Source organism: Sphingobacterium corticibacter (assembly GCF_003076635.1).
In the GTDB taxonomy this organism is placed as follows: domain Bacteria; phylum Bacteroidota; class Bacteroidia; order Sphingobacteriales; family Sphingobacteriaceae; genus Sphingobacterium; species Sphingobacterium corticibacter.
In genome coordinates this window covers 804,907-817,908 of sequence record NZ_QDKG01000001.1, presented here as the reverse complement: position 1 = coordinate 817,908, position 13,002 = coordinate 804,907, and the positions used below count along the sequence as shown (strand labels likewise).

Annotated in this window: 14 protein-coding genes; 3 read left to right on the top strand and 11 right to left on the bottom strand. The window is 42.0% G+C overall.

From position 1 onward, the window contains the following. Positions 1-52: 52 nt before the first annotated feature. The 4 genes from DC487_RS03495 to DC487_RS03480 all read right to left on the bottom strand — a co-directional run bounded on the left by DC487_RS03495 (position 53) and on the right by DC487_RS03480 (position 2,876). Positions 53-856: a M48 family metallopeptidase gene (locus DC487_RS03495; protein ID WP_116774544.1), complete on the bottom strand. Its 804-nt coding sequence runs from the start codon at positions 854-856 to the stop codon at positions 53-55. Between the two features lie 69 nt (positions 857-925). Next, positions 926-1,573, bottom strand: a complete 648-nt coding sequence (gene plsY, locus DC487_RS03490; protein WP_116774543.1) for a glycerol-3-phosphate 1-O-acyltransferase PlsY — start codon at positions 1,571-1,573, stop codon at positions 926-928. Positions 1,574-1,586: 13 nt separating this feature from the next. Then, positions 1,587-2,447, bottom strand: a complete 861-nt coding sequence (nadC, locus tag DC487_RS03485; RefSeq protein WP_116774542.1) for a carboxylating nicotinate-nucleotide diphosphorylase — start codon at positions 2,445-2,447, stop codon at positions 1,587-1,589. 72 nt (positions 2,448-2,519) lie between these two features. Then, positions 2,520-2,876 carry a DUF4783 domain-containing protein gene (locus tag DC487_RS03480; RefSeq protein WP_165799007.1) on the bottom strand — a complete coding sequence of 119 codons (357 nt, stop codon included), beginning with the start codon at positions 2,874-2,876 and terminating at the stop codon, positions 2,520-2,522. Between the two features lie 175 nt (positions 2,877-3,051). On the opposite strand from DC487_RS03480, the gene gpmI reads away from it, so the two are divergent. Both gpmI and DC487_RS03470 read left to right on the top strand, forming a co-directional pair. Continuing rightward, the gene (gene gpmI, locus DC487_RS03475; protein WP_116774540.1) at positions 3,052-4,584 is read left to right on the top strand and encodes a 2,3-bisphosphoglycerate-independent phosphoglycerate mutase; all 1,533 of its coding nucleotides are present in this window, start codon (positions 3,052-3,054) and stop codon (positions 4,582-4,584) included. Positions 4,585-4,627: 43 nt separating this feature from the next. Next, a complete protein-coding gene (locus DC487_RS03470) occupies positions 4,628-5,140 on the top strand; it encodes a hypothetical protein (protein ID WP_133228344.1) in 513 nt (170 codons plus the stop codon). Positions 5,141-5,214: 74 nt separating this feature from the next. On the opposite strand, the gene DC487_RS03465 is transcribed toward DC487_RS03470, so the two are convergent. Together DC487_RS03465 and DC487_RS03460 are read right to left on the bottom strand one after the other, a co-directional pair. Beyond that, positions 5,215-5,745, bottom strand: coding sequence for an adenine phosphoribosyltransferase (locus tag DC487_RS03465; protein ID WP_116774538.1), 531 nt, complete (start codon positions 5,743-5,745; stop codon positions 5,215-5,217). Beyond that, the gene (locus DC487_RS03460; protein WP_116774537.1) at positions 5,746-6,594 is read right to left on the bottom strand and encodes a ComEA family DNA-binding protein; all 849 of its coding nucleotides are present in this window, start codon (positions 6,592-6,594) and stop codon (positions 5,746-5,748) included. Between the two features lie 164 nt (positions 6,595-6,758). Between DC487_RS03460 and DC487_RS03455 the strand changes: the two genes are divergently transcribed. Beyond that, a complete protein-coding gene (locus DC487_RS03455; RefSeq protein ID WP_116774536.1) occupies positions 6,759-7,367 on the top strand; it encodes a polysaccharide deacetylase family protein in 609 nt (202 codons plus the stop codon). Here the strand turns inward: DC487_RS03455 and DC487_RS03450 are convergent. From DC487_RS03450 to DC487_RS03430, 5 genes are read right to left on the bottom strand one after another with little or no spacing between them, the layout of a single operon-like run. Then, positions 7,359-8,180: a DUF4249 domain-containing protein gene (locus tag DC487_RS03450; RefSeq protein ID WP_116774535.1), complete on the bottom strand. Its 822-nt coding sequence runs from the start codon at positions 8,178-8,180 to the stop codon at positions 7,359-7,361. The genes DC487_RS03455 and DC487_RS03450 overlap by 9 nt on opposite strands. Before the next feature lie 4 nt (positions 8,181-8,184). After that, positions 8,185-10,509, bottom strand: a complete 2,325-nt coding sequence (locus DC487_RS03445) for a TonB-dependent receptor (protein ID WP_317046319.1) — start codon at positions 10,507-10,509, stop codon at positions 8,185-8,187. Between the two features lie 21 nt (positions 10,510-10,530). Continuing rightward, positions 10,531-11,346 (bottom strand): alpha/beta hydrolase, encoded by an 816-nt coding sequence (locus DC487_RS03440; RefSeq protein ID WP_116774534.1) that lies wholly within the window; start codon positions 11,344-11,346, stop codon positions 10,531-10,533. After that, a complete protein-coding gene (locus DC487_RS03435; RefSeq protein WP_133228340.1) occupies positions 11,346-12,245 on the bottom strand; it encodes a hypothetical protein in 900 nt (299 codons plus the stop codon). Before DC487_RS03435 ends, DC487_RS03440 begins: the two co-directional genes overlap by 1 nt. Before the next feature lie 31 nt (positions 12,246-12,276). Continuing rightward, positions 12,277-12,927 carry a hypothetical protein gene (locus DC487_RS03430; RefSeq protein WP_116774532.1) on the bottom strand — a complete coding sequence of 217 codons (651 nt, stop codon included), beginning with the start codon at positions 12,925-12,927 and terminating at the stop codon, positions 12,277-12,279. Positions 12,928-13,002: the final 75 nt, after the last annotated feature.

The following is a 13,002-nucleotide window of genomic DNA, read 5'->3' as shown; positions in this document are numbered from 1 at the left end:
AAAAGGAAGATCCTTTAGGGATCTTCCTTCTACTTATCAGATTCTCTGATACTTATTTTCTATAGTATTTCATCGCCTCCGGAACTAATGACTCCAACTGGCTAATACGTCTTGCATCACTAGGGTGTGTACTCAGGAACTCAGGTTGCGATTGACCAGACTTAGCGTTGGCCATTCTGCTCCAAAATTGTACTGCTTCATTAGGATTATATCCTGCCAAAGCCATGATAATAATTCCTGCACGATCGGCCGCCAACTCGTCTTGTCTAGAAAAGCTCAACATACCGATATTACCACCGATACCATAAACCTGATTAAATATACCAACACTTTTGCTATTGCTGATTTGCGCAGCCCCGCCAAGCACTGCACCACCAAGCTGCAAAGCCATCTGGTTAGATATTTGCGCTACGGAGTGTTCTTCGATTGCATGTGCAATCTCATGTCCCATTACTGTTGCCAATCCTGCCTCGGTCGCCGTTATCGGCAAAATACCGGTATAAACAGCTACTTTTCCTCCCGGCATACACCAAGCGTTCACATCGGGACTTTCTACTAAATTAAATTCCCAGTTGAAGTTGAATTTGTCTGCTAAACCACGTTCTGTTAAGAATTGCTGCGTAGCTGTCGCAATGCGATTACCCACATTTTTCACCATCGTTGCCTGAGCGGTACCGGTAACCACCTTCGAGCTATTGCTTCCTAAAAACTCTTTGTAGGCAACAGAGGCTTGTTGGTTAATAGTTTCTGAGTCAACCAATCTTAGATATTTACGACCAGTAATGGCTGATGTGGCACAACCGACTAATACGGCAGACAATAAAGCTAATGGTATATACTTTGTAATTTTTTTCATACTAATAAATGCGTTAACAAATACGGGGTTCTGTAGTTTAGTAGAGAAACACAAATGCTATGCCTAAAATTAACTTGACTTCTTTCGAAACAAATATATTTTAGACTCATGCCCCTTTAACAACCGTTCAATATTCTTCTGATGAGTCACTAAGATCAGCGCACAAATCGCTATGCCGTACAATAATATCGACGGGACACTGGTTTTGAAAATAAAAGCGATACTAAAGGGAAAGGTGAAACCGGCCATAATCGAACCAAGTGACACATAATGTGTTAGCAAAAGAATTACGATAAATACGCTCACACACATCAGTGCAGCATATAAGTGGATGGCGAGCACCATTCCAAAAAGTGTAGCCACTCCTTTTCCGCCGCGAAATCCTGCAAAAATGGGAAAAAGATGACCAATAACAGCAATAACTCCCAATGCGAGCTGAAAATTCACAAAGGTAGAGGCATTATCATTTCCAATGACCGAAGAATCCAGCAGATAAGGCAAATTTGTAGCGGTCCATCCTTTTAAAATATCTACAAACATCACAACAGAACCCGCCTTGCCACCCAATACCCTAAAGGTATTCGTAGCACCTGCGTTGCCACTTCCGTACTCGCGCACATCTACTCCGTAAAAGGCTTGTCCAAACCATACCGCAGTTGGTATAGAACCAAAGAGATAAGCCAATATGACGATGCCAGACAGATAAAGGGAAATCATGCTACTAAATTTACTAAATTAATTTGGCTTTCAGACTTAAATCCAAACTCTTAACAGAATGCGTTAGTGCACCAACAGATATAAAATCCACACCAGCCAGCGCATACGCTCTGATGGTATCAAAAGTGATACCGCCCGAAGATTCCGTGATTAATCTTCCAGCAATTAGGTTGACGGCTTTTTTTGTTTCTTCTGGGGTAAAATTATCCAACATCACTCGGTCAACTTTATCGGTAGAATCTAGCACTTCATTCAATTCCTGCTCGTTGCGTACTTCGATTTCTATCGGAATATGGAGTGCGTGCTCTGCGCGATATCTAAATGCGCTATTCAGTGCGGCGGTAATACCACCTGCGTAATCGACGTGATTATCTTTGATCAAAATCATATCGTACAATCCAAAACGATGATTAGCACCGCCACCAATGCGTACAGCATCTTTTTCTAAAAACCGAATTCCTGGTGTGGTCTTTCGTGTATCTAATACCTGAGTAGATGTCCCCTGCAAAAGATCGACGTATTCTCGCGTCCGCGTAGCAATACCAGACATGCGTTGCATCACATTGAGCAGCAGTCTCTCAATTTTAAGAATGGAATGGATCTTTCCGCGCATGTAGAGCACGATATCGCCGATGGAGACTTGATCTCCGTCGGAAAGAAGTTTTTCGACCTCTACGGTTGAGTCTATGTATTGAATGATTTCGATTCCGACTTCAACACCGGCAAGTATACCCGACTCCTTTACCAGTAATTTGGCTTCGCCAGATTGATCGACAGAAACAGTAGAAAGTGTCGTATGATCTCCTTCACCTACATCTTCCGCCATCGCTAACTCTACAAACTGATGCAGTCGTTCCCGAAAATTCCTATCCATATGACCTTGATAATTTAAGCGAATATGGAAAAAATTTGGCTGAATCGAAAGCAATACAATAAAAATGTTGCCTTATTCAATGCGTAATTCGCTTATTCGTATTTTGTCGCTTTCAATGTCAAAGCGTACAAAGACCCGAAAAGTACTGGAGGAAGTTACAAATTCGTAGGTTCTATAGTTCTGCTTATCATTCTTGACAGGGACGGATTTTACATCCAGCGCACGATAATTTCTCAAAAATTCTTTTAACACCATTTCTGATTGAAATTTCGAGTAATAACCCGTTTCGTTGCGCAATGTAATGGAGACATTGTCTGCAAAATAAGCAGCAATTTTTTTAACATTCCCGTCCTTAAGACCTTGATAAATATCCTGTTCGGCATTGCCTAAGATATCGGTCAACATGAAAAGCGCTAACGGTAGCATCATTAAAGGTTTAAACAACATCATTCAACCTCCGATCCCTCGAAAATAAATGTAATCATAGTAGTAGATAGATAAAATTATGTTTAAACATTAATCAATTTTTATGCCAAGCTCATCGGACGTCACTATTTAAAGTTGGTTGCCTTGTTTTCTTTTCATAACAAGTATATTTGTAGTAATGAGCTTAAACACAAAAAAGGTAGCACTTTTAATCTTAGATGGATTAGGCTACGGTAAAAATGACGAATCCAATGCGGTCTTGGCTTCCAAAACGCCTTTTTTAGACCAACTATTTGCAACATATCCTCACTCCAAACTAGAAGCTTCTGGTGAAGCTGTGGGCTTGCCGCACGGACAGATGGGCAATTCGGAAGTGGGTCACATGAACTTGGGAGCAGGTCGTGTGGTATACCAGGAATTAGGAAGAATTAACAAAGCCGTACGTGAAGGCGAATTCAACAGCGACCCTGTGATTCAGCAGGCCTTTGAGACCGCAAAAGCAAATCATAAAAAGGTACATTTCATCGGCTTACTTTCCGATGGTGGTGTGCACGCGCATATCGAACATTTGAAAGGTCTTTGCGATGCCGCAAAACATGCTGGTTTGACCAACGATCAAGTATTTATTCATGCCTTCACCGATGGTCGTGATACAGATCCAAACGGCGGTGTAGGCTATTTACAAGATTTACAACAGCATTTAACACACTCTGTCGGAACATTGGCTTCTGCTATTGGTCGCTATTATGCGATGGACAGAGATAACCGCTGGGAACGCGTCAAGAAAACGTATGATTTATTGGTGCATGGAACAGGTACGTTGACAAATGACCTCGTTGCTTCCATCCAGTCATCGTATGCAGAAGGAATTACCGATGAGTTTATCGAACCTCTGGCGGTTGCTGGCTTAGATGGCAAACCGGTGACTACGATTCAGCCAGGCGATGTGGTGATCTGCTATAATTTCCGTACCGATCGCGGTCGCGAAATCACCATTGCACTTACGCAAGAAGAATTTGTAGAGTACAATATGAAGCCATTGCCGTTACATTACGTGACATTAACTTCATACGATGACACGTTTAAAGGTGTTGAAGTTGTATTCCGCAAAGACAATTTGACAAACACCTTAGGACAAATATTAGCTGGCGAAGGCAAAACACAAGTTCGTATTGCTGAAACGGAGAAATATCCACACGTAACGTTCTTCTTCTCGGGCGGACAGGAAGATGCTTTCCCGAATGAAAGCCGTTTGTTAGTTCCTTCTCCAAAGGTCGCTACGTATGATTTGCAGCCAGAAATGAGCGCATACGGCATCGTTGAAGCGATCACGAAAGATATGGACGAAAATCAGCCTGACTTTATCTGCCTGAACTTTGCTAACCCAGATATGGTGGGCCATACTGGCGTATTTGATGCCGTAGTAAAAGCGGTAGAAACAGTAGATTCCTGCACCAAACAGGTCGTAGAAAAAGGTTTAGCGCATGGTTATTCCTTCATCATCCTTGCCGATCACGGAAACTCAGAATTCATGCTAAACGCAGATGGATCTGTAAACACGGCACATACCACGAATTTGGTACCGTGTATCGTGATTGACGAACATTATAAATCGGTTAAAGACGGAAAACTAGGTGATGTTGCTCCTACTGTCTTACGCCTGATGGATTTACCTATTCCGGAGGAAATGACTGGCAATGTATTGGTATAACACTAAATCAATGCTTTCCATTAGCATAGCTTTGCTATGCAGCGTGCTGCTACTAAACAGCTGCGCAGAATCTGATGCTACAAATGCATCAGAAAATGCTGCTGAATATTATGCGGTGCATTCTTTCTTTAAAAAAGAAGTAGACAGCTTGCAGCATAACAATCCCATCGTGCAAAAAACGGTAGGAAAAGATGATGATCAGGAAACTAAAGTCATGCACATCAAAGATTGGAAAGCGGAGTTAGGGGCTTTCTTATCGATCGATCTATCGAAGGCAGCCTATCAGGATATGTACGAGGTGGATAGCACTGCGCAGCAGATTATCTATACCGCAAAATCCGACGAGGTTGATATTCAATCGTTATCTATTGACTTTGATGCTGCTGGACAGCTATCGGCGATGAAAGTGGTCAGGAATGAAAGCAATTTCCTGTACCAAAATAAGGAACAGTTATCTTACGTGCGTGGCAAAGAGTATTCGATCTTCAAAGAGCAGCACATTTTGCTTTTGGGCACGAATAAATATCAGATTGTAAGCAATTTCAACACGAAATAAACGTATTTGCGAGCGCACAATTTATCTAAGACCTTCCTTTTAGTGGGTTCACACAAAAAGGAAGGTCTTTTTCGTTAATGATACGATAACAGTGAAACCACGTTGGTGCTAAAACGATCCAATCGTCCACTGGCTTGTAGGAAAGCCAAGTTGATTAAAAAACAAAAACCAGCCACTTCCCCACCCACTTTTTCGATCAGCTTGGAGGCTGCGACAACTGTACCACCAGTGGCCAAAAGATCATCGTGAATCAAGACTCGCGCTCCAGGTGCGATAGCATCTTCATGAATCTCAATCGTGGCTTGGCCATATTCCAACTTGTAAGATTCGGAAACGGTCTTATGCGGCAATTTTCCTTGCTTACGAATGGGCACAAAGGGTTTGTTCAAATGATTCGCCAGCATTAGACCAAACAGAAAGCCGCGGCTCTCTATACCTGCAATCACATCAAATTCTAAATGTTTGATTCGTTCGGCAAATTCGATCACCACTTCGCTGCACACATCTGCATGTTGTAGAATCGGGGTAATATCTTTAAATACAATACCTGGTTGTGGGAAGTTCGGCACATCACGTACCAAGGATTTTAGTTTTTCTTCGAGCATTTATTGTTGGAAATCTAAATAGAGTTCAATTTTAGTAAAAAAATCTGTATCCAGCATCAGTATTTTTCGCATATCGTCGATTGATCGAAATTTACCATGCTGATTGCGGTATTGTACAATGCGTTCAGCTTGTTTCTTCGCAATATAAGGATGACGCTGTAATTCATTCGCATTCATATCATTAATTTGAATTTTGCGCAGCACGGGCGATTTTATGTACACTTGCGAATACCATTCTTCCAATTGTTCACTTGGCAATCCGTATACTTCACTTAATTGTTCCGGCTGATGAAAACCACCTAACAATTCTCGATACCGCACAATGCGCGAAGCATACGTACTTCCGATACCACGTATATTCTTCCAATCCGTGGTATCGGATCGGTTCATATCAATACGCCCGGTAGTTTTTCTAGTTTGTGCTACAGAAGTTCTATACTCACTTGGGTTTGATCTTAGCATAGATGAAGCAGATTGCTCTTTATCATATTCCAAGCTTTTGGTTTTTGCATCCCCAATACGTATAAAAGGTGCTATTTGTCGATATAGTTTCTTATCGATAACATACATTTTCTGTACATCTTCTTTCTTTCTAAATACTCCGCCTCGTTCCTCATAGCGATGGATCACCGCAATCTGTTTATCCGACAAACCTAATTTTGACCATTCTTCTGCCGGTAATCGGTTAGGATCAAAAGGTTTTATGTCTATATATTTCTGGCGTTTAATTACACTAGTTTGATTCGCGTTGTATTTTGATGAGTCTTCTGCAAATGTTTGTACCGAATAAGCTGGCAATGGTGCTGGTTTGCGAAAAAAAGTCCAAACGAATGGCGCAAGTGTCATCATCAATATCAATATTGTAAAAATGAGAAAACCATTGCGCTCCCTGTATGTCAGATTGAAAAATTCCTGTAACCGCTTCACCTTGTTTTAGATTTTGGTTAACCACCATTCCCCGAATAGCGAATTATATGCTTAAATTTGAGATAAATTTTTAACGTATACAATACATGCACATCGTCAAAGCTCCATTTCTACTACGAAGCTTCTACCCAGAGGCCACTTGGAATAGATCGAGAAAGGAAAAGAAAATCTACCTGACATTTGACGACGGACCGATCCCTGATGTGACACCGTGGATTTTAGACACCTTGAAAGACCATCAGGTAAAAGCTACTTTTTTTTGTGTTGGTGAAAATGTGCAGAAAAATCCAGCCATCTTGAACCGCTTGCTAGACGAAGGACATGCCGTGGGCAATCATACTATGCAGCATTTAAAAGGTTGGGATACGCCACAAGACATTTATCTGCAAAATGTAGAAGCGTGCCAACAACTGATCAACACAAAACTATTTCGCCCGCCCTACGGCCGCGCAAAAAAATCGCAACTAAAAGTACTGAGAGAACACTACGAAATCGTAATGTGGGATGTACTCACGGGCGATTACGATCCAAAAATCACCCCAGAACAGTGCTTAAAAAATGCGGTAAAATACACGAAAAATGGTAGTATTATTGTGTTTCACGACAATATAAAATCATTTAATAACGTACAATACGCGCTGCCACGCATGATAGAGCGACTCCAAAAGAAAGGTTATGAGTTCGCCCTACTCTGATGTGTCTTGAATGCTAAATTCTTGATAAGTAGAGAAATCAAACTCATATACCGTCTCACTACTCACGCTGAAATATCCCAGTGCACCATTTGAAATATTGGAAGTCGGATTCGCTGGTGCGGCAGATCCAGGATTCGTCGATTGAAATTCATTCCAGTATCGATACACCGCAGCACTTATACTCTGCCGACGAATAACAACTTTTGACGTCATTTCGATATCATCATCCACGCTACCGATTTGATGCGTGACATACAAGCCATCATTGAATTTATCATTAAAAACACTAAAAAACTTGAATGGCTTGTCATCTACCGACACATTGTACTTGTAATAGTTGGCGACACCTGCAGGGTCTTGAAATCGCAGCGTTGCAAAATAATACGTATCATTGAATATATTCTCACGTAGCATGCCGACAGAATCCACCGGAACTGGCATAGGCATGGTCTCCGTAGATTCATACACTTCGCCATCTACTATCACGCGGAGCGAATACGTGGCATTTTCGCGCGCGGTGAACCCACGATTGATGTAACCTTGGTGTTGATCAGAATAAACGAATTGAAAGGTATTATTACGAGGTCCAGTAATCTGCACTTCAGCATCGGTAACTACCTCGCGTGGTCTTGCATCATTGAAAGGCACAGTGCGGGAAATATAAATAACCTGCGTATTAGGAAAGTTCGTAATATTCGCTTCAATCACTACCCGCTGATCGGCGTCATTTAAATTAATATCTATAATCTCTTCACAAGAAGTCAGCAATTGACACAGGAGAAGAACTATCGCAGGTATAAAAAATCTTTTCATGACTCTAAAACTTAAAATTCCAAGTTACTGAAGGAATGGCTCCGAATAGGGCTATTTTGTAGGCCTCCGTGATATTAGGGTTTACCTCATTCTCGCGAAAGTCGATGATGTACGCATTGCGTCGGTTGTAAGCATTGTATACGCCAAAAGCCCAACTAGAACTAAAGCGTTTTTTTTCTGGCGTAGGTTCGTAAACTACTGAAAGATCCAAACGATGATAATCAGGCATACGATAACCGTTGCGCTCAGTATAATAAAAGCGAGTGCTACCATCCAATTGATATTTTCCGGATGGAAATGTAATCGCATTACCTGTATTGTACACAAATGTTGCACCAGCAGTCCATCGTTTCGACAATTCGTACATCGCCACAATGGAGATATCGTGCGTACGATCTTGTCGCGCATTAAACCATTCGCCACCATTGATCTGGTCAAATTGACGCTCACTTTTCGCCAAAGTGTAGCTCACCCAACCATTTAGCCTGCCTCGATTTTTACGTAAAAGCCATTCAATACCATAAGATCTTCCCTTGCCAAATAACAATTCGCCTTCCAACTGATTATTGGCTTGTAAGTCGGCACCATTGCGGAAATCGATCTGATTCCGCATATCCTTGTAGTAGATCTCGGTAGAGAACTCGTAACCATTATTGGCAAAGTTCTGGAAATAACCCAATGAAACCTGATCTGCAATTTGCGGTTTGATATTCACACTGCTAATGACATACTGATCCGTTGGCAAACTCGAAGTCGTATTGGTCAACTGATGTAGATGTTGTACAATCCGGTTATAGCTTGCCTTGATACTATTGTTGCCATTTAGTAAGTAACTCATTGATAGTCGAGGCTCTAGGTTAAGGTAGTTCTTGACCACTTCACTTCCGTATTGCTGCTCACCAATAGCTTCACCATCATCATCAAAATCATAGAACGTACCCGGACCTCTCACCATAAAATTCGTCAGGCGCAAACCATAAATCATCGAAAAACGGTCCGATACTTTCCATTCATCTGACGCGTATATTGCCGACTCAAATCCCTGCCGCGTATCTACCGTTATGGAGTTGACCGAAGTATTTTCTGCCGCGCTTAGACTAGCAGGACGAATGGTTTGGTTCAATGCATTCAGTCCGAAGCGAATAGAGTGATTATTGAACCCGTAATAGGTAAAATCTTGTTTCAAATTCCAATTTTGGATCTGTGAGGCGATGCCAAAATCGTTATCATTACTATTCACGCGCACATTATACGTGAAATCACTATAGATCAAGGAAGTATTGCTAAACAGTTTTTCATTCAGGATACTGTTCCAGCGCAACGTAGCGGTAGCATTGCCCCAATCAAAACTAAACTGATCGGAATACCCCAAATCATCTTTCCCAAAGTAACCAGACAGATAAATCGTGTTGCGATCATTGATCTTATAATTCATCTTCGCATTCAGGTCGTAGAAATACAGCTTACTCTGATTGACGTTCTCATCGTTTGACAATTTTAAAAAAAGATCGGCATAGGTACGACGGCCGCTCACCATGAAAGAGCTCTTATCCTTTACAATCGGCCCATCAATTTTCACGCGGGAAGCGATTAATCCTATCCCACCTTCTACACCGAATTCCTTTTGGTTACCATCCAACATATTGATATCGAGCACCGACGAAATACGACCGCCATATTGCGCAGGAATACCACCTTTAAATAAATTGACGTCTTTAATCGCGTCCGAATTGAAAGTCGAGAAAAAGCCCAGCAAATGCGATGCATTATATACAATGGCCTCGTCTAGCAGGATCAGGTTCTGATCGCCACCACCGCCACGCACAAAGAAGTTGGATGAGCCTTCATTGCCTGTAGCTACTCCCGGCAATAGTTGAATGGTTTTGAGAATGTCTGGCTCTCCAAAGATGACCGGAACTTTCTTAATTTCTTCTGCCGTGATTTTCAGCGCGCCCATTTGCGGACTTTTCACTTGATTAGGACGCGAGGATGCCGAAATCACGATTTCTTCAATCTCCTTGCTTTCGTTGGAGATTTCAAAGCTGCGTTGCACATTTTGCTTCAATTCGATCGTATTAAAGATCGTGTTGTAGCCGATATAGGAAACTTCCACTTGGTGTGTACCTGCCGGAACTTGTACCGAAAAGAAACCATAACTATTGGTGCTGGCCGAAATATCTAAATCGGGAAATCGAACCATCGCTCCAATCATCGTTTCACCAGATTGTGCATTTTTGACAAAGCCACTTAATGTGACCCGGTTTTGTGCATGAGCAACGGTAGTAAATAGCAATAAGGAACAGAGCGCAAAGAATATCCTAAGCATCATGAATAATTAGTAGTGTGAATTCTATCTTTCTGAGTCAACGAAAAACTGATGAAAAAAGGCAAATTGATAATCAAGCGATTTGCTAACATAAGCCCAGTCATGCTTGCCTGGCATACTTTGATAATGGTGCGGTATGTTGAGATAAGTCATGCGCTCGTGCAGACGCAAGTTGACCTCGTGAAAGAAATCATCGCGGCCGCAATCAATGTAAATTGGTAAAGGCTTGCCACCTGCTAAATGCAGCATTTCCATTATGGTATGCGACTGCCAAGATGCGGAGTTTTCTACATAGCTCCCTAGTCGCTTTGCCATATCCCAATTATTGGGAAACGGACGAATATCCACACCGCCGGCAATACTTCCTACGGCGCCGTATACATCCTGATGTCGCAATGCAAGATATAACGCGCCATGGCCGCCCATACTAAAACCGGTAATCGCGCGATAGCGTGATTCTTCGTTTGCAGGATAATTGGCAGAAATATAGCTTACCAATTCGTTGGACACGAAAGTCTCGTACTGAAAATCCTTATCCCCGTCGATGTCCCAATACCAGGAGCTGTAACCACCATCGGGACATACGACTAAGATTTGATAGCGATCTACCAAATCCTGTAATTGCGCCACGCGCTGAATATAATCGTGGTATTTACCACTGAAGCCGTGTAGTAAATAGAGGGTTGGCAGTTTGGAGTTGAGCTTGTTCGTCGGTTGTACGACGACTGCCTTGATATTTTTCTGCATGCTATTGCTATACACCTCAACGGTATCGACTTGTGCGCCGATCAGCTGCTGACACAACAGCAGGAAAGACAGCAACATAAAAGGTAGCTTCATTATTTGACTAATTGATACCTGTAAAGGTACGATTCCAATCCTAATGGTCGCTCACTAATCGTATAAAATCTTAGTCCATCACGGTCAAAAGCAATTCCTTCGCCTTGCGGCTCGGGCGCGTAAGGCACTTCTACATGAGATTTGCGCAGCGCGGTAACAACAGGCTCTGAAGGATTGCGTTTCCAATGATAGATACTGGTCAAATTTTTTACCAAAATATCTTGTCCGTTGGCCGATATATCAGCAGCCGTCACAAAAAATAAGGGTAATTCCGCTTCTCTTTTTAAGACGTATGGTTTACTCGATTCAGCTAAGTATGAAGTTTGCTTTTGCACGAAGTCGGCGCTATACACGTGGACATGGAAGTCGCGCTTGGTAATTAAGATAAGTTGATTGGTCAGTGGATCTACGAAAAATGCTTCCGCATCTCTCGGCCCATCTGGATACACGGCTTCAAAGCTGTTGATGTGTGCAATCACCGCCTTACGCACTCCTTTTTCCCAAACGGGCTCTGCGAATTCATGGAAAGTGATCTGCTTTCTTTTAGCACGATTATCGCCAATGTCACCAACTACCAAATGGTATTTACCATCGCGCATCATCCAAGCAACCTCTTCAAAATCGCGTGCTACTACACCTTCTAGCGTATAAGTACACAATAGATTTGCTGCAGAATCGATTAAATAGATATGCGCATCGTCACCACTATCATTGTGTACCCAAAAGCAATTTGGATTGGCCACCGAAGGTACAATACCTGATAATTCTTGCAAGGCAGGATTTTTCACCTTGCCTAGGGCTTGGCGATCAGCTGTTGGATGCACCTGCGCGTTTATAAGGCTGGATGATAGCGCAACCAAACTTAAAATCAGGCACAACCTGACATACGTCAATTTCATATTATTTGTCACTTCCTAAATAGGAATTTTCTTAGTTTGCAGCAAAGGCAGCAATAATTTGAGCGCGGAAAGAGTTATCTTTTTCGGAGATTTCAAACGACTTACGATACGTATCTAATACTGCAAATACTTCTGCCTCGGCACCTAGGTCATTCTCCAAGAAAAGTTTAAAGCTGTAAGTCGCTTGTTTATTCTTGTTCAAATCAATGGCTTCATTATTAGAAGAAAACACCAATGGCGCAACGGTATTCATCGTCATCTTTCCGGTATCTTTCAAGTCAAATAATTCTTGTAAAGCTTGCACAAAGTGATCCGAATCTGCTCCGAGCGATGAAAAGCGAATCGCTCCCGGTACGAATCCATTTTCTTGATCTGGCTCGCCCGTCGCGGTAACACCTGCGGCAATCTCTTTCAGCACTTCGATTTTCAGTCCAACGGTATCTTCTTTAAACAGCGATTTCGCCGTGTAAATGATCGTCGAATCGGTCTTCTCTTCGCCAACAATATTTAGAAAAAACTTATACTTAGCTGCTTTCTCATCATTAACAAATGGACGACTTTCTAGTATTTGCTGATCATTATTTGAATCCGCAGTTCCATTATCCTGTTTCTGTGGCGATTGACAACCTAGCATTGCCCCAAGCAATGTCACCATTCCTATAATAGCATATTTCATATTCATAGCCTTTCGTTTTGATCGTTTAACAAATCTGCAAAAAATTAGTTTGAGTCGGAAATGTGTGATGATGATATTTTT